The sequence below is a fragment of the Intestinimonas timonensis genome (genome assembly GCF_900626145.1).
Lineage (GTDB): Bacteria > Bacillota > Clostridia > Oscillospirales > Oscillospiraceae > Intestinimonas > Intestinimonas aquisgranensis.
Map to the genome: position 1 here is coordinate 945,892 of NZ_LR130816.1, position 15,602 is coordinate 961,493.

Sequence of the window (15,602 nt, forward strand, 5' to 3'; positions counted from 1 at the left end):
GGCGTGAACTGCCCCAGATTGTGCGGACAGTACAAAAAAGAGCCCTTAGTAGGAAAGATTAAGTTTTAAGCGGAGAGGCGTCGCGCCAGCGGCGCCTCTCCAGTTTTTAACTGGATGCGCTCATGGTTATAGAAGTAAATATAGCGGTCAATCATCTCATTGGCTTCGGAAAAGGTCGCCGGTTTGTGGCGGTAAATACATTCTGTTTTGAGGATAGAGAAGAAATTTTCCGCCATGGCGTTGTCGTACGGGTTTCCTTTCCTTGACATGGATGGTGTGATTCCGTATGCTTGAGTCAGATTGAAGTATGCTGCAGAGGTGTACTGAAATCCTTGGTCGCTGTGGAGCTGCAACTCCGCAGCGACCCTCTTTTTCTCCTGTTTCATTGCCAGATGAACGGTATCCAGAACCAAATTCACTGTCTGCTGGGTTCCAGTCTTGTAGGCGATGATGCTGTTGTCATAGAGGTCCCGGATTATGGAAAGGTACAGCACACCCTGCCTGGTGTGGATGTAGGAGATGTCTGTTACCCATTTGCTGTTAGGTTTGTCCGCATGGAACTCCCTGTTCAGCAGATTCCTGTATTTGTGTGCCTGCCGCCCCATCTGCTGCCATTTCCTGCGGCGGCGGATCTCCGAGAGCAGATCATATTTCTTCATGATTCGCAGCACAGTTTTGGGATTGCAGAAGATATTCCGGCTTTTCAGCCACAGCCACATCCGCCGGTAGCCGTAGGTGCGGAAGCTGCGTTCCCGCTGCTGTGCGATGAGCCCCGCAAGAGCCGCATCCTTTTCTGGCTTGCCTAGGCGATGGACAAAAGCATAGTAGCCGCTTCTGGACACTCCAAAGAATTTGCACATGACTGCCACTGGATACTCTGTCCTGTGACGATAGATGATATGATACTTTACCTTTGCTCTCACTTCCTTTCTGTGAAGCGCAGAAAATCCCGCAGTAGTTTATTTTCCATGCGAAGCCGTTGGATCTCACAGGCCTGCTCTGCCACAACGTCTCCTGGCGCAGCATCTTTTCTCGGCCGTCCTTTCGGTCGTGGGCGGATTCCGGCTTCCAGTTTTCGTTCTTTACGGCGCTCACGCTCAAGTAGTCTTTTTACCACCTGCTTATTCCGGAAGCCATAGTATTCTGCGACTTCCCGCTGTGTTTTCCCCTCTGCCAACATGGCCTTGATCTCTGGTAAAAGCATTTGAACGTGTGTGTAATTTCGTTTCTTCATGACAAAACCCCCTGATGTAGTCTATTTTCCTACATCAGGGGGGCTTTTGTCACTGTCCGTTTTTACTGGATCTGTTCATTTTGGCGGAAGGTCTTTTTGCGTCCTGAAACGGTTTTTTCACGCCGCCTCGGCGCTGTTGTCGGTAGCGGGGAAGAGGTCCTCATAGGCCTGGTCGGGGTTCAGACCCAGGTCCCCACGTACCTGGTCCCGGAAGGCCACCAGCTCCGGGTAGGCGTAGAAGAAGTCGATCTTCTGCCGCCACACGGCGTCGGCGGGCTGCCCGCTCTCCGGCCAGAGGACGAAGTAGGCAAAGGCCTCGGCGATGTCCTCGGAGGGGTTGGTGGAGGCGTAGGCGGTGACGAAGTCGTCGTAGTGACGCAGGAAGAAGTTATAGGTGTCTCCGCAGGAGAGGCAGTCGTCAATGTAGCTCGTCCAGTAGGCCTGGTAGAAGTCGTCGATGTAGGAGCCGGCGTGGGCCACCATGCCGTACTCGTTGTAGGTATCCACGGTCTGGCTGGTGGTGTAGGTCACCTGGCCGCTGTTGAGGGTGAGGTAGTGGCAGTACTCGTGGAGGATGGTCTCCACAAAGTAGCGCCGGTCGCCGGAGTCGGCGGGGTCCACCGCGATCTCCCAGGTGTCGCCGGGGTCGTCTATGGCCCGGACCCAGGCGGAGGTCTCCCCGGGGCCGTCGGTGAAGAAGGTGAGCCGCTTGAAGCCGGCGAAGGACCCCTCTGGCAGCAGGCCAGTCATGTCCTTCCAGAGGGTGAGCAGCTCCTCCTCCGTCCAGTCCGTGAGCTGGCCCGCCGTGGACGGGTCGGCGGTGAGGGAGCCGTCGTCGCCGATGGAGTAGGAGATGAGGGTCTTCTCCTCCGGGTGGGTGTAGCCGAACCCGGCCTCGTCTCCCTCCAGGTACTTGATGGTGTATTGGTCGTAGAGGCCGGAGAGCTCCGTGAGCAGGGAGGCCTCCCTGGGCCGCCAGGCCCACTGTCCGGTCTCCAGACGGGCCTCCCGCAGGGGGCGGATCTGGAGCCACAGGTCCAGGGCGGCCTGGCGCTCTTCCTCGGTGATGTAGCCGGTGAGCCGGCCCAGCTGGGTGTCCAGCTCGGCCTGGGCCGCCGGGTCGGTGGCCGCCGTGGTGGCGGAGGGGGAAGGGGTGGTCTCCGGCTTACCGCCGCAGCCGGCGAGCATGCTCAGGAGCAGCAGGCCGGCGGCGGCACGGGCAGCGGATCTGGGAAAGGGGGTTCTCACAGATCGGTGTCCTCCTCTTTCTTTGTGCACACAATATTGAGTTCTTCCAGCTGCTTGGGCTCCACGAAGGAGGGAGCGCCCATCATCAGGTCCTGGGCGTTCTTGTTCATGGGGAAGGGGATGATCTCGCGGATGGAGTCCTCGCCGGCCAGCAGCATGACCATGCGGTCCACGCCGGGGGCGATACCGGCGTGCGGGGGAGCTCCGTAGGTGAAGGCGTTGTACATGGCGGGGAACTTGGCCTTTACGTCCTCCTCGCCCAGCCGCACCAGCTGGAAGGCCTCGATCATGATCTCGGGGTCGTGGTTCCGGACGGCGCCGGAGGAGAGCTCCACGCCGTTGCACACCAGGTCATACTGGTAGGCGGTGATGGTGAGGGGGTCCACCTCGCCGGCGGCCGCCTTTTTGAGGATCTCCAGGCCGCCGTTGGGCATGGAGAAGGGGTTGTGGCAGAACTCCAGCTCGCCGGACTCCTCACCGATCTCGTACATGGGGAAGTCCACGATCCAGCAGAACTCGTAGCGCTCCTTGTCCATGTGCTGGGGAGCCAGGGCGGGGAGCATCTTGATGAGGACGCCGGCGGTCTTCTGGGCGGCCAGCTTCTTCCCGGCGGTGAGGCCCACGAAGGAGCCCTTCTCCAGACCCAGGGCGGCGACCACCTGGTCCTTGATGGGCTGGACGAACTTGGCGATGCCGCCCACGATCTCACCGTTCTCGTCGTAGCGGAACCAGTAGACCTTCTCGCCGGCCTGGACCTCCACGTCGGCGCACAGCTTGTCGATCTGCTTGCGGGTGGCGGTGAAGCCGGTGACGGGGACGGCCTTCACGGTGTTGCCCTCGAAGGGACCGAAGCCGCAGGAGCCCAGCACCTCGGTGGCGTCCTGCACGGTGAGGTCGATGCGCAGGTCGGGCTTGTCGGAGCCGTACTTGTCCATGGCATCCAGGTAGGGGATGCGGGCGAAGGGGGCGGTGGAGGCGATGTTATAGGTGCCGTACTTGGCAAAGATGGGGGGCAGCACGTCCTCCAGCACGGCGAACACGTCCTCCTGGTCGGCGAAGGCCATCTCCATGTCCAGCTGGTAGAACTCGCCGGGGGAGCGGTCGCCGCGGGCGTCCTCGTCACGGAAGCAGGGGGCGATCTGGAAGTAGCGGTCGAAGCCGGAGGCCATCAGCAGCTGCTTGAACTGCTGGGGGGCCTGGGGCAGGGCGTAGAACTTGCCGGGATGTTTTCTACTCGGCACCAGATAGTCTCTCGCACCTTCCGGCGAAGAAGCGGTGAGGATGGGGGTGGTGATCTCCAGGAAGTTGTGGGCGGTCATGGCCTGCCGCAGGGCGGACACCACGTTGCAGCGCAGGACGATGTTGTTCTTCACCGCCGGGTTCCGCAGGTCCAGGTAGCGGTACTTCAGGCGGGCGGACTCGTCGGCCTCCCGGCTGCGGTTGATGGGGAAGGGGAGCTCGTTGTGGCGGCAGCGGCCCAGCACCTCGATCTTCTCGGGAACCACCTCGATGTCGCCGGTGGGCAGCTTGGGGTTCTTGGAGTCACGCTCCCGGACCACGCCGGTGACCTGGAGGGTGGACTCCTTGTTCAGGGGTTTTATTATGGCCATCATGGCCTCGTTCTCGATGACCACCTGGGTGGTGCCGTAGAAGTCACGGAGAACGGCGAAGGCCAGGTTCTGGCCCACCTCACGGACGTTCTCCAAAAAACCGGCCAGGGTGACGGTCTGGCCCACATGCTCCATGCGGAGCTCCCCACAGGTGTGGGTGCGGGACTGCATCATGAAAAATCAACTCCAATTTGTAATATTGACATTGGTTTATCCTAAAGGGAATTAAAGTAGGGGTATGGGCGGGTGATTTGGGCTGTGGGCGGCCGAAGGCCGCCGCTACGTTCGGGCAACGGCGGCGTTACAAAGTAAGCCGACGGTGCAGATAGCATAGCAATAGAAGAGCCCCGGGGGGTACATCCAATAGGGGGGCCGCGGCCCCCCTGTGCTTGGTCGTTTTAAGGGGGATGGGTGTCGGGAAGGGGGGAAATCGAAATCCCCCCTTCCCGACTGGCCTTTGCCTACTTTCGGCCATCCGAAAGTAGGCCGCCGGAGGCCGTCACTCAATCAAAGAGTGAGATAAATAACGCGGGCGGTCGCCAGAGGCATTGCAAAGTTGGGTAGAGGCGGATACCATCCGCCCGATATTTTTTCAGGGCTGCTCCAGGTGGTATTTCTCCGCCAGGGCGGGAGCGTCCAGGATGGGCTGGCTGTTGGGCCGAGCGTCCAGGTGAGCCTTCACATAGTTCACGGCCTGGTTGGTGGGGAGGGTCACCTGCTTGAAGAGACCGGCAGCCTTCTGCTCCTCCGCCTCCTCGGGGGTGGCGGGGTCGGGTAGCAGCAGGTCCTTCACGGTGACGGTGCCGGCATTGATCTCGTCCTCGCCCAGGAAGGCGGCGAAGGGGATGCCGGTCTTGTCGGCGTAGTTCATCTTGGCCTTGAATTTCTTGGCCTCGGTGTAGAGCTGGGTGCGGATGCCGGCGGCGCGGCAGGCGGTGGCGAAGGAGATGGCGGCGGTGAGGTCGCCCGTCATGGGCAGCACCAGCAGGTCGGCGGGGGCGGTGAGGACCTCCGGGTTCAGGTAGCCCTGGTCCTGCAAAACGAAGAACAGACGGGTGAGACCGATGGAAATACCCACTCCGGGGAGTTGTTTTTCGGTGTAATATTCCGCCAGGTTATCATATCGGCCGCCGGAGCAGATGGAACCGATCTCAGGATGGTCCAGCATGACGGTCTCGTAGACGGTGCCGGTGTAGTAGTCCAGGCCGCGGGCGATGGTGAGGTCCACCATGAAGTGGTCGGCGGGGACGCCGAAGGCGGCCATATACTTGACCACGGTGGAGAGCTCATCGATGCCCAGGTCCAGCAGCTCGTTCTTCCCCTTAAAGCCCTCCAGGGCGGCCATGGGGTCGTCGGTGGAGAGGAGTGCGAGAAGCTGATCGGCAGTGGCGGCGGGGACGGCGAAGTCGTCCACCAGGATGGCCTTCACCTTCTCGGGGCCGATCTTCTCCAGCTTGTCGATGGTGCGCATGACGTCGCCGGCCTGCTCCTTGAGGCCCAGCAGGTCGAAGAGGCCGTTGAGGACCTTCCGGTTGTTGACCCGGATCTTGAAGCGCTTCAGGCCCAGGGCGGTGAAGGTCTTATAGATGATGGCGGGCACCTCGGCCTCGTTGGCGATGTCCAGCTTGCCGTCGCCGATGACGTCGATGTCGGCCTGGTAGAACTCCCGGAACCGGCCCCGCTGGGCACGCTCACCCCGGTAGACCTTGCCGATCTGGAACCGGCGGAAGGGGAAGGAGAGCTCGTTGTAGTGGAGGGCCACGTACTTGGCCAGGGGCACGGTGAGGTCAAAGCGCAGGGACAGGTCGGTGTCCCCCTTGGTGAAGCGGTAGATCTGCTTTTCGGTCTCGCCGCCGCCCTTGGCCAGGAGGACCTCACTGGCCTCGATGGCGGGGGTGTCCAGGGGGGTGAAGCCGTACAGGCTGTAACTCTCCCGGAGGATGGCCACCATCCGGTCAAAGACCACCTGGTCCCGGGGCAGCAGCTCCATAAAACCGGAGAGGGTGCGGGGTTTGATACGGTCCATCATAACACTCCTTTTCTCTTTGGGTCGGAAGGACGGTTTTGGTGCCAAAAACAAAAAAGGCGCTCTCGTCCCTCAATGGGACGAAAGCGCCTGCTTTCGTGGTGCCACCCATTTTCAACGGCCTGCGAAAAGGCCGTCCTTTTGCCTTCTGTTGCGGGAAGGGGACCGCGCCCGTCTCCGGGCCCGCTGGTGGGACTGTCTTCGCCCTCTCCTTGCCGTGGGACGCTTGCAGCCTGTGGCGTCCCTCTCTGTCCGGCGGTGCTGGGGGTTACTCATGACCCGTCGTGGCGGTGAGCGTAACAATAGTATCCCACAGTGGGGAAAAAGTCAACCATTTTCCCCGGTTTTTACGGCCAGAAAGGGGATTTTAAAGGAAACGGACCTGGTAGAGCCCGTTCCGCTCCCGCTCCACCGCCTTCCGGAGGACCTGCACGCTCTCGTCATCCATGCCGGCGGCGGCCTCCTCCTCCTGGAAGCGCAGGTTGAGCTCCGTCCAGGAGTGGAACTGATCCTGGATGGGCGTCATGAATCTGCCGTACCAGTCGTTGAGTTCCTCCCGCTTGAGCCAGCGGCACACGAAGAGCATCCCGGCGATGAGGACGCCCCAGCACAGGTCCCTGGCCTGACGGGAGGCCACCAGATGCTCCAGCGCGGCCAGGCCGCTCTCCCGGTCGGTGATATGGAAGTTCGTGGACAGGAAAGCCCGGTAACGCTTCCGGCGATGAGGCGCGGGACGTCCGCCGCCCACCAGGCCGGTGTCCTCCACTGTGTCGGGCAGGCTGGCGTGGAGCTCCAGCAGGGGCAGATACCCCGCCGCCGCGGCCCACTTCTCCCGGTCGCTGCGGCAGAGGAAGGGGTCCTTCTTTTTGAAAAAGGTGGGGGGGGGTACCAGCCCATGTACACAAAGGCAATGCCCAGCACGATGAAAATGGGCAGCCAGGCATAGAGGCTGATCATCCAGAGGTTCAGCAGGATGTCCACCAGGACGCTGTTGTCGGGGTCGGGGGAACTGTAGACGGCCAGCAGCAGCAGCCCGGCGGTGGCGATGGTGAGGAGAAAGGGGATCAAAAAGGCCATGAATGTCTTTTGGTCTACGCGGGCACGCACCATACAGGTGTCACTCCTTTTTGTAAAAAAATGTGTTTTCACTTGGGATGTGCCAAAAAGTAACAGATAGACTATTGCCATCCGCCATTGGTCTATTTTAGTAACCTATGGGAAAAAGCGCAAGCATTTTTTCAATCCATTTTCTTTGATGCAAATAATTGTAATATTATCTAAATTATATAAAAATCTCCGGTCCCGAAAGGGGCCGGAGATAGGGAAGGGAGGTGTCTTCACGCCTCGCCGAAGTCGGCGTAGAGGGCGAAGTCACCCTCGCCCCAGCTGCTGCTGGACCCGTCGCCGTTCTGCTGACAGTCAGCCACCGGCTGGTCGCTGCGCAGGGGGACGCCCTCCCCGGTGGTGACGGAGACCCAGAAGTCGTAGTCATATTCTTCTTCTGTATTCAGGTATTGGCTCAGGTCGGCCCGCCAGCTGCCGTCGGCCTGCGGGACGGCCTCCAGGGTGCCCACCAGGGAGCCCTCCACCACCTCCAGGATGGCGGCGCGGACCTCCACGGTGACGGTCTCCACCTCCAGAGCGCTGTTTTCCGGGGCGTTAAAGGTCAGGCTAAGCACGTCGGACGGCGTGCCGTCCTCCCACCGGCTGTCCCCCTTCAGGGTGAAGAGCTCATTTGTCCACAGGGTGGGGAGAATTTCCCGGCGGGTCTGGTCCCCGGCGGTGAGGCTCACCACCGGCTCCAAAGAGTCCCGCAGGGAGCAGGTGAGCACGCCGCTGAGCCGTCCGGTGCTGTCATCGGTGAGGACGGCGGTCTCGCCCGTGCTCAGAGACACCTGAGCCGTCTCCCCGGCCCTCAGTTCCTTGGGCACCACTGTCACCGCCAGAGTTAAGGCGCCGTTTTCGTACCCAAGTTCAGTCTCCACGGTGGAAAAGAGGCTGGCCTCGTCCTCCAGATCCCGCCGGAGGATGCCGATCTCGTCGGAGAGGTCGTACCTGGTGTCCACCAGCTGATTGCTCAGACTGCTCACCTGCTGAGAGAGCTGGTCCACCTTGTCCTGAATGGCGGCGTTCTGCCAGAAAAGCCCGCCCACCACGGCGACGGCGACAACGGCGGAGAGGATGTGTCCGGTCTTTTTATCCACAAAAACACCTCCTGATGTGGAAAACGCCCGCCTTTTCCGTGGACGGGAAAGGCGGGCGCACTGGTAGTAGGAAAATCAGACGGTGAAGGGAGCGGTCTTGGGGCTGACGATGTCGCGCCAGTCCAGGTCGCCCCGCTCCAGGCCGTGGATGAGCATCTCGGCGGTGCCCACATTGGTGGCGTAGGGGATGTTGTACTGATCGCACAGGCGGGTGATGTAGTCCATATCGGCGTCCAGATCGTGGGTCTGGGGGTCGTTGAAGAAGAGGACCATGTCGATCTCGTTGTAGGCGATGCGGGCGCCGATCTGCTGGCTGCCGCCGTGCTCGTGGGACAGGAAGAGGTTCACCGGCAGACCGGTGGCCTCAGCCACCATCTTGCCCGTGGTGTTGGTGGCGCAGACGGTGTGCTTGGAGAGGATGCCGCAGTAAGCAATGCAGAACTGCACCATCAATTCCTTTCTCCTGTCGTGACTCATCAGTGCAATGTTCATTCCTTACTCAGTCCTCTCTTTCCTCAAAAACGGTTTTTGAAAGCGGCAGCGCGCTTCAGCGGATCTTCATGAGGGGGACCCGCTGCCCCATCAGACGTTTGGCAATGTTCAGGTAGGCCAGGGCGGCCCCCTTGCGGCTGAACAGAATGAGCGGCTCCCCGGTGTTGGCGGCCAGGATGACCTGGCTGTCCTCGGGCACCACCCCCAACAGGGGAAGACCGGCGGCGTCCATGGCGTCGTCGATGGTGGTGCGGAGACGCCGGAGCAGCTTGGGCTGGATGCGGTTCATCACCAGATGGATGATGTCCAGCCGCCGTCCCAGCTCCACCACAGTGCGCTGGGCGTCCCGGAGGGCGGAGGAGTCGTTGGTGGAGACCACCACCGCACGGTCGGCGCCGCACACCGCCAGACGAAAGCCGCTGCCCAGTCCGGCGGGGGAGTCGATGAGAATGTAGTCGAATTGTGCCCGTGCCGTCTCCAGCATGGCCTTCATTTTCTCCTCGTCCATGGAGGAGGGGGTGGGACGTACCGGCGCCGTGAGCAAGTAGAGGCCCCGGATCACCGGGTGCTCCACGGCGGCCCGCTCCAGGGAGCAGCGGCCCTCCACCACGTCGGTGAAGTCCATCAGCGCCCGGTCGGTCATGCCCAGGGAGATGTCCAGGTTGCGCAGGCCGATGTCCAGATCGATGCACAGCACCTTCTGCCCCAGGGCGGCCAGGCAGGAGGCCACGCCGCTGGTGAGGGAGGTCTTCCCGGTGCCGCCCTTTCCGGACGTGACCACGATGACGGTTCCCATAGCAGACCTCCTACCCCCAGCCGGGGGAAACGACGTTGGGCCAAAAACCTGGACCCACGCATCTCATTATATCATCGCTTCTGCCAGAGTGCAAAGCCTATTTGGCACAAACCCATAAAATATTTTGATGGGAAGGGACGGGGAGTGCTCAGAGGGGGGCCTTCTGCATCTTGGCCCAGCGGCGGGGATAGCCCTTGGGGGTGGGGGAGACCTTCTCCACCAGCACCACCCGGCGGTCCACGTCGGTGCCGGGGATGTGGTAGCGGAAGGCGGGCAGGAGCCGCCCGCCCAGCACCGACACCGCCCGTCCGGCTTGGGAGACCTCCTCCTCGCAGTCCAGGGCCTTCATGGCCAGGAACCGGCCGCCGGGCTTTACGTAGGGCAGACACAGCTCGCACAGCACCCGCAGGTCGGCCACCGCCCGGGCGGTGGCGAAGTCAAACTGATCCCGGAACCCGGCGTCCAGGGAGAGCTCCTCACCACGGGCGTGACAGATGGTCACGCCGGTGAGCCCCAGGTCGGCGCACACCGAGCTCAGCCAGTCCAGCCGCTTGCCCAGGCTGTCCACCAGGGTGAGCTCCAGGTCGGGCACCAGGATCTTGAGCACCATGCCGGGGAACCCGGCGCCGGTGCCCACGTCGATGAGGCGCTTGCCCGCCAGGTCGGCGCACAGAGCCACCCCGGCGGAGTCGAGAAAGTGGAGGTCGGCCACTTGGTCGGGGTCGGTGATGGCGGTGAGGTTCATCACCTTGTTCTGCTCCAGCAGCAGCTGGGCGTACCGCACCAGCCGGTCCACCGCCCCGGCGGGGGGCTCCAGTCCCAGGGCGGCCAGGCCCTGTTCCAACCGTTCCTTCATGTTAACCTCCAAAGTTCCGCAGCAGGGAGGGGATCCCCACGTACAGATTGATGAGCAGCAGAGCCACACAGGCGGCGGTGAGGGCAACGCAGGCCGCCAGTCCGCCCCGTGCCCTGCCGCTGCGGTAGCGGAGCACCGTGGTGACGGCCAGACCCGCCAGGGCGGGGCAGAGCATCAGGGGCCCCAGGCCGATGAGCACCCGGGCGGTGGCCAGGTAGTAGGTAAAGAGCACCGTGCAGATGACCACGTACACGATGGCCACCCAGGCCCAGGTCCGCTTGATGGGGGAGGCGGGGACGTAGGGCTCCTGCGGCTCCTCCGGGGGCAGGTCCTTGCGGTCGTCCATGCTCAGTTCTCCTCCTTCTGTGCCTTGAGCAGATCACGGATCTCAGTGAGCAGCTTTTCCTCGTTGGAGGGTGCGGGGGGCGCCGCCGGAGACTCCTCCTTCTTCCGGTAGAGGCGGTTCATGGCCTTGACCAGGCAGAAGATCACGAAGGCCATGATGAGGAAGTTGAGCACGGCGTTGATGAAGCTGCCCAGCAGGATCTCTCCGCCGCCGGGGACGGAGATGCTCAGGCCGGTGAGGGCGTCATTTCCACCGGCGAAGATCCCCAGGATGGGGTTGAGGATGTCGTTTACCAGGGAGTCGGTGATGCCTTTGAAGGCGCCGCCGATGATGACGCCTACGGCCAGGTCCATCACGTTGCCCCGGGCAATGAATTTCCGGAACTCGGCCAGAAAGCCGCCGGTTTTTTCTTTGATGTGCTTCAAAATGGGTCCTCCAGGTGATGATTATGGGAAAATCAGGTGGTTTTTGCGGTGGGGATGGTCACCCGCAGGCTGGGATCGGCCACCCGGGCCAGTACGGTGGCCAGCTCCGCCCGGCTCAGGGTGCGCTCGGGGGCGAAGGCGCCGGTGCTGTCCACGCCGGTGAGGATACCCGCCCGATAGAGGGCCAGCACCTCCGGGTCGCTGGAGTCGGGCAGGATGTCCACCGTGTTGAGGGGGGTGAGGGCCGACTGGGGCAGGGCGGAGCACAGCCATTCGGCCAGATCCTGGCGGGCGGCGGGCTCCTCAAAGGAGGCCTCCATAGGCTGGCCGTCCACCATGCCGTGCTCCCGGGCGTACCACAGGGCGTCCCGGTACCACAGCCCTGAGGCGGGGGCGGGGAGGAAGGCGGAGAGCTCCCGGTTGAAGGCGGCGTAGTCGCTGCCGGGGTCGGCCACGAACTCCATGCGGGTGGGGCTGTCCTCCGCCGGAGCCAGGCCGCCGGTGAGCACGCTCACACCGTTGAGGGTAAGCACGGCGTCCGCCGGTCCGCCGGCGGGGGTGAGGGCGGCCCGCTCCTCGGCGGTGACGGTGAGATGCAGGTGGAGCCGCCGGGGACTCTCCTGGTCGTAGCGGTAGGTGAGGCCGCGGTCCAGATCGCAGGTGTTGAAGGTAAGCAGAGTGGCCCCGGATGGGGTGGACAGGGCGCCGGTGCCCCAGTTGTCGGGGGCGGCGGGCGGGTCCCCGGTGCCGCCGTGGGCCTGGTAGTGGAGCCGGACGGCCACCGTCATTACCTCGGCCAGGGTCACGGCGTTGTCGGGGGAGAAGGTGTCCTCCCCGGTGCCCTTGAGCAGGCCGCGGTCCACGCAGAGCTGGGCGGCGTCGGCATACCAGGCGTTCTCCGGCACGTCGGAGAAGGCGCCGGCAGGGAGGGCCAGCAGGGCGGTGAGGGCCAGGGACAGGGGCAAGAGACGGGTTTTCATGGTGTTTCCTCTCTTTTCATGTGCGGGCGGGGGAGGTGGTCATGGCTGAATGGACCAGCCCACATCCCCATGAAACAGGTTTTGCAGGTACTGCTGAAGCTCTGTGTCCGCCGGGTCATCCAGGCCGTAGCGCTGATTGAGGGCCCGGATGGTCCGCTCCTCCGATGTGGAGGTGAGCCAGGGGGCGGCGGAGAGCATGGCTGTGCTCACCGCCGCGGTGAGCGCCAGAGCCAGCAGGGCGGCGACGGGCCGTCTCATTTCTTGGGCACCAGGACTTCCTTGCCGCCCATGTAGGGCTGAAGCACGGCGGGGATCTTCACGGTGCCGTCGGCCTGGAGGTTGTTCTCCAGGAAGGCGATGAGCATACGGGGGGGCGCCACCACGGTGTTGTTGAGGGTGTGGGGCAGGTAGGTGCCCTTCTCGCCCTTGACGCGCATCTTCAGGCGGCGGGCCTGGGCGTCGCCCAGGTTGGAGCAGGAGCACACCTCAAAGTACTTCTGCTGGCGGGGAGACCAGGCCTCGATGTCACAGGACTTGACCTTCAGGTCGGCCAGGTCGCCGGAGCAGCATTCCAACTGGCGGACGGGGATGTCCATGGAGCGGAAGAGCTCCACGGAGTAGCGCCACATCTGCTCGTACCACTTCATGGAGTCCTCGGGCTTGCAGACCACCACCATCTCCTGCTTTTCGAACTGGTGGATGCGGTAGACGCCGCGCTCCTCGATGCCGTGGGCGCCCTTCTCCTTGCGGAAGCAGGGGGAGTAGGAGGTGAGGGTCTGGGGCAGGGACTCCTCGGGGATGATCTGGTCGATGAACTTGCCGATCATGGAGTGCTCGGAGGTGCCGATGAGGTAGAGGTCCTCGCCCTCAATCTTGTACATCATGGCGTCCATCTCGGTCTGGCTCATAACGCCCTCCACCACGTTGCCGTGGATCATGAAGGGGGGCACGCAGAAGGTGAAGCCCTTGTTGATCATAAAGTCACGGGCGTAGGCCAGCACGGCCTCGTGGAGCCGGGCGATGTCGCCCATCAGATAGTAGAAGCCGTTGCCGGACACGCGGCCGGCGGCGTCCATGTCGATGCCGTTGAAGGACTCCATGATCTGGGTGTGGTAGGGGATCTCGAAGTCGGGCACCACGGGCTCACCGAAGCGCTGGACCTCCACGTTGCAGGAGTCGTCGGGGCCGATGGGCACGGAGGGGTCGATGATGTTGGGGATCTGGAGCATGATGTGGCGGATCTGCTCGGCCAGCTCGGTCTCGCGGCCCTCCAGGTAGGCCAGACGGTCGGCGTCGGCCTTGACCTCAGCCTTGAGCTGCTCGGCCTCGGCCAGCTTGGAGGGGTCCTTCTTGGACTGACCCATGAGCACGCCCACCTGCTTGCTCTTGGCGTTGCGGGCGGTGCGCAGGTCCTGGGCCTCCTGGATGGTCTGACGGTTCTCGGCGTCCAGCTCCAGCACCTGGTCCACCAGGGGCAGCTTGGCGTCCTGGAACTTCTTCTTGATGTTTTCCTTTACGGCCTCGGGGTTCTCCCGGATAAACTTAATGTCCAGCATGGCTGTTCAACCTTTCTTTTATATTGGTGGTATCGTATCGTTTTTTTGCAGTGGATTTCGGGGTCCCCGCAGGGACATAAGCGAAGCGGTCCCTGTGGGGGGAGGAGGAAGAAGGAAACGGAATGGATGTCCGGCAGGTCGTGCCGGACGGAATGAAGTGTACTTTCTTCCGACGATGTTTCACGTGAAACTTCGTCGGGGCAAGCTGCGTATCCCTCGCTTCCGTGTGTACACGAAAGCTCGCTCACTCCGCTGCCCCTCCTCTCCCCACGCGACCCGCTTTGCTGGGCTCGCGCGGGGGCCCCATATTGAGCGGAGTCCGCTGCGTTGGGTGCGCGGTACTGGCCTTTCCTCACATCACCGCGTCATAGATCTCCTGATAGCGGTCGGCAGGGGAGAAGCGGTCGGTGTCGGTGGTGGTCTCGGTGGGGAGGTATTCCTTCAGAGCGCTGCCCTGGGTGGTGTCCTCCATCTGGGCGATGAGGGTCCGGCACAGAGAGTACCGGCCACGGACATAGGCCTCGTCGATCTGCCAGAAGAGGTCCATGGCCTGGATGAGCTTTTCTTCCCGGACGGTCAGGTCATCCAGGGTGTCCTGCATCCCTTCCAGCTCCCGCTGAGTCTCCTCCAGCTGCTCCTCCAGGTCGGCCACCTGCTGCTTGAGGGTCTCGTTTTCCTCCTGGATGTCCTCCACCGACTGCATGGCGGACACCGACTGTCCCCGCAGGCCCTCAATGGTGGCGTCGCTGGTGCGGCGCTGCATGAAATAGCTCAGGGCCATGAGGAGGAAGGCGGCGGCAAAGAGGATCACCAGGTAGATGAGCACCGACTGCTGCTTGTTGCGGGGCGGCTTTTCGTGCTCCGCGTCGTGTTGGAGGGGAATGTTATCCTCCTCCTGAGAATGGTTTTGCTCCGGGGTTTGGCTCACAGGCCGGAACCTCCTTTCACGGACTGTTCCAGCTTGTCCAGCAGCTCGGTCAGGTCCTCGTCGTTGTAGAATTCAAACTCCACCTTGCCCTTTTTGGGGCCCTTGGTGATGGAGACCTTCCGGCCCCAGCGCTGGGACAGCTCCTTGGCGGCGGCGTCCCGGTAGAGCTTCATGGGGTCGGCGGCCTTGGCGGCGGTCTCCTCGGCGTCGGAGCCGGCCTGGGCCAGGCGCTTGGCCATGGCCTCGGTCTGCCGGACGGACAGCCCCTCCTGGACCACCTTCTGGGCCAGCTTCTTCTGCAAGGTGCTGTCGGGTACCGTCAGCAGGGCCCGGCCGTGACCGGCGGAGAGCTTGCCCTCCTCCAGCAGGGCCCGGATGGCGTCGGGCAGGGCCAGCAGCCGCAGGGCGTTGGCCACGGCGGGACGGGACTTGCCCACCTGCTGGGCGGCCTCCTCCTGGGTGAGGCCGTACTCCTGGACCAGGGCCTGGTAGCCCAGGGCCTCTTCCATGGGGTTCAGGTCCTCCCGCTGGAGGTTTTCAATCAGGCCCAGCTCCATGACCTTCCGGTCGTCGGCCTCGATGATGACGGCGGGCACCTCTGAGAGGCCCGCCAGCTTGGCCGCCCGCCAGCGGCGCTCTCCGGCGATGATCTGGTAGTAGCCGGAGCCCAGCCGCCGGACGGTGAGGGGCTGGATGATGCCGTGGGTGCGGATGGACTCGGCCAGGTCGGCCAGCGTCTCCGGGTCAAAGCGTTTCCGGGGCTGCTTCAGACCCGGTTCCACCTGGGCGATGGGGAGGGAGACGGAGCCGCCTTCCTGGTTCTGAAGGGCGGCATCCCCCAGCAGGGCGCCCAGGCCCTTGCCCAGACCCTTGCCCAGGCCGCGTTCTGATGCCATAGGAT

Annotated in this window: 17 protein-coding genes; all 17 read right to left on the reverse strand. The window is 63.0% G+C overall.

Translation table 11 applies throughout. From position 1 onward, the window contains the following. Window positions 1-65: 65 nt before the first annotated feature. Window positions 66-923, reverse strand: coding sequence for an IS3 family transposase (locus tag E0E29_RS04705; protein ID WP_130848459.1), 858 nt, complete (start codon window positions 921-923; stop codon window positions 66-68). Beyond that, window positions 920-1,234, reverse strand: a complete 315-nt coding sequence (locus E0E29_RS04710; RefSeq protein ID WP_130848458.1) for an imidazolonepropionase — start codon at window positions 1,232-1,234, stop codon at window positions 920-922. The genes E0E29_RS04705 and E0E29_RS04710 overlap by 4 nt, the downstream gene beginning before the upstream one ends. Window positions 1,235-1,351: 117 nt before the next feature. Beyond that, a complete protein-coding gene (locus E0E29_RS04715) occupies window positions 1,352-2,482 on the reverse strand; it encodes a zinc-binding metallopeptidase (RefSeq protein WP_207303563.1) in 1,131 nt (376 codons plus the stop codon). Then, a complete protein-coding gene (gene aspS, locus E0E29_RS04720; protein WP_130848858.1) occupies window positions 2,479-4,266 on the reverse strand; it encodes an aspartate--tRNA ligase in 1,788 nt (595 codons plus the stop codon). Before aspS ends, E0E29_RS04715 begins: the two co-directional genes overlap by 4 nt. A 418-nt stretch (window positions 4,267-4,684) precedes the next feature. Continuing rightward, window positions 4,685-6,118 carry a histidine--tRNA ligase gene (hisS, locus tag E0E29_RS04725; protein WP_130848859.1) on the reverse strand — a complete coding sequence of 478 codons (1,434 nt, stop codon included), beginning with the start codon at window positions 6,116-6,118 and terminating at the stop codon, window positions 4,685-4,687. A 367-nt stretch (window positions 6,119-6,485) separates the two neighbouring features. Further along, window positions 6,486-6,884, reverse strand: a complete 399-nt coding sequence (locus E0E29_RS04730; RefSeq protein ID WP_130848860.1) for a hypothetical protein — start codon at window positions 6,882-6,884, stop codon at window positions 6,486-6,488. A 571-nt stretch (window positions 6,885-7,455) separates the two neighbouring features. After that, window positions 7,456-8,322, reverse strand: coding sequence for a hypothetical protein (locus E0E29_RS04735; protein WP_130848861.1), 867 nt, complete (start codon window positions 8,320-8,322; stop codon window positions 7,456-7,458). 75 nt (window positions 8,323-8,397) lie between these two features. Then, window positions 8,398-8,814 carry a methylglyoxal synthase gene (locus tag E0E29_RS04740; protein WP_130848862.1) on the reverse strand — a complete coding sequence of 139 codons (417 nt, stop codon included), beginning with the start codon at window positions 8,812-8,814 and terminating at the stop codon, window positions 8,398-8,400. Window positions 8,815-8,869: 55 nt separating this feature from the next. Beyond that, window positions 8,870-9,610 carry a septum site-determining protein MinD gene (gene minD / locus E0E29_RS04745; protein WP_130848863.1) on the reverse strand — a complete coding sequence of 247 codons (741 nt, stop codon included), beginning with the start codon at window positions 9,608-9,610 and terminating at the stop codon, window positions 8,870-8,872. A 148-nt stretch (window positions 9,611-9,758) separates the two neighbouring features. Beyond that, entirely contained in the window at window positions 9,759-10,466 is a 708-nt protein-coding gene (rsmG, locus tag E0E29_RS04750; RefSeq protein ID WP_130848864.1) for a 16S rRNA (guanine(527)-N(7))-methyltransferase RsmG, read from the reverse strand. Between the two features lies 1 nt (window position 10,467). Then, window positions 10,468-10,812 carry a hypothetical protein gene (locus E0E29_RS04755; protein ID WP_130848865.1) on the reverse strand — a complete coding sequence of 115 codons (345 nt, stop codon included), beginning with the start codon at window positions 10,810-10,812 and terminating at the stop codon, window positions 10,468-10,470. 2 nt (window positions 10,813-10,814) lie between these two features. Beyond that, entirely contained in the window at window positions 10,815-11,228 is a 414-nt protein-coding gene (gene mscL / locus E0E29_RS04760; RefSeq protein WP_130849085.1) for a large conductance mechanosensitive channel protein MscL, read from the reverse strand. Between the two features lie 41 nt (window positions 11,229-11,269). Continuing rightward, entirely contained in the window at window positions 11,270-12,217 is a 948-nt protein-coding gene (locus E0E29_RS04765; RefSeq protein ID WP_130848866.1) for an S-layer homology domain-containing protein, read from the reverse strand. A 39-nt stretch (window positions 12,218-12,256) separates the two neighbouring features. Then, a complete protein-coding gene (locus tag E0E29_RS04770; RefSeq protein WP_130848867.1) occupies window positions 12,257-12,475 on the reverse strand; it encodes a hypothetical protein in 219 nt (72 codons plus the stop codon). After that, window positions 12,472-13,773: a serine--tRNA ligase gene (gene serS / locus E0E29_RS04775; RefSeq protein WP_130848868.1), complete on the reverse strand. Its 1,302-nt coding sequence runs from the start codon at window positions 13,771-13,773 to the stop codon at window positions 12,472-12,474. The genes E0E29_RS04770 and serS overlap by 4 nt, the downstream gene beginning before the upstream one ends. Before the next feature lie 352 nt (window positions 13,774-14,125). Further along, window positions 14,126-14,701 carry an MreC domain-containing protein gene (locus E0E29_RS04780; RefSeq protein WP_130848869.1) on the reverse strand — a complete coding sequence of 192 codons (576 nt, stop codon included), beginning with the start codon at window positions 14,699-14,701 and terminating at the stop codon, window positions 14,126-14,128. Continuing rightward, on the reverse strand, window positions 14,698-15,597 hold the full coding sequence (locus E0E29_RS04785; protein ID WP_130848870.1) for a ParB/RepB/Spo0J family partition protein: 900 nt from the start codon (window positions 15,595-15,597) through the stop codon (window positions 14,698-14,700). Before E0E29_RS04785 ends, E0E29_RS04780 begins: the two co-directional genes overlap by 4 nt. Window positions 15,598-15,602: the final 5 nt, after the last annotated feature.

What these genes read in the sequence shown, in the direction of transcription:
- E0E29_RS04770 (WP_130848867.1), bottom strand. Translation starts at nt 12,475, where the DNA reads ATGAGACGGCCCGTCGCCGCCCTGCTGGCTCTGGCGCTCACCGCGGCG.
- rsmG (WP_130848864.1), bottom strand. Translation starts at nt 10,466, where the DNA reads ATGAAGGAACGGTTGGAACAGGGCCTGGCCGCCCTGGGACTGGAGCCC.
- serS (WP_130848868.1), bottom strand. Translation starts at nt 13,773, where the DNA reads ATGCTGGACATTAAGTTTATCCGGGAGAACCCCGAGGCCGTAAAGGAA.
- E0E29_RS04765 (WP_130848866.1), bottom strand. Translation starts at nt 12,217, where the DNA reads ATGAAAACCCGTCTCTTGCCCCTGTCCCTGGCCCTCACCGCCCTGCTG.
- hisS (WP_130848859.1), bottom strand. Translation starts at nt 6,118, where the DNA reads ATGGACCGTATCAAACCCCGCACCCTCTCCGGTTTTATGGAGCTGCTG.
- E0E29_RS04785 (WP_130848870.1), bottom strand. Translation starts at nt 15,597, where the DNA reads ATGGCATCAGAACGCGGCCTGGGCAAGGGTCTGGGCAAGGGCCTGGGC.
- aspS (WP_130848858.1), bottom strand. Translation starts at nt 4,266, where the DNA reads ATGATGCAGTCCCGCACCCACACCTGTGGGGAGCTCCGCATGGAGCAT.
- E0E29_RS04740 (WP_130848862.1), bottom strand. Translation starts at nt 8,814, where the DNA reads ATGAACATTGCACTGATGAGTCACGACAGGAGAAAGGAATTGATGGTG.
- minD (WP_130848863.1), bottom strand. Translation starts at nt 9,610, where the DNA reads ATGGGAACCGTCATCGTGGTCACGTCCGGAAAGGGCGGCACCGGGAAG.
- E0E29_RS04755 (WP_130848865.1), bottom strand. Translation starts at nt 10,812, where the DNA reads ATGGACGACCGCAAGGACCTGCCCCCGGAGGAGCCGCAGGAGCCCTAC.
- E0E29_RS04710 (WP_130848458.1), bottom strand. Translation starts at nt 1,234, where the DNA reads ATGAAGAAACGAAATTACACACACGTTCAAATGCTTTTACCAGAGATC.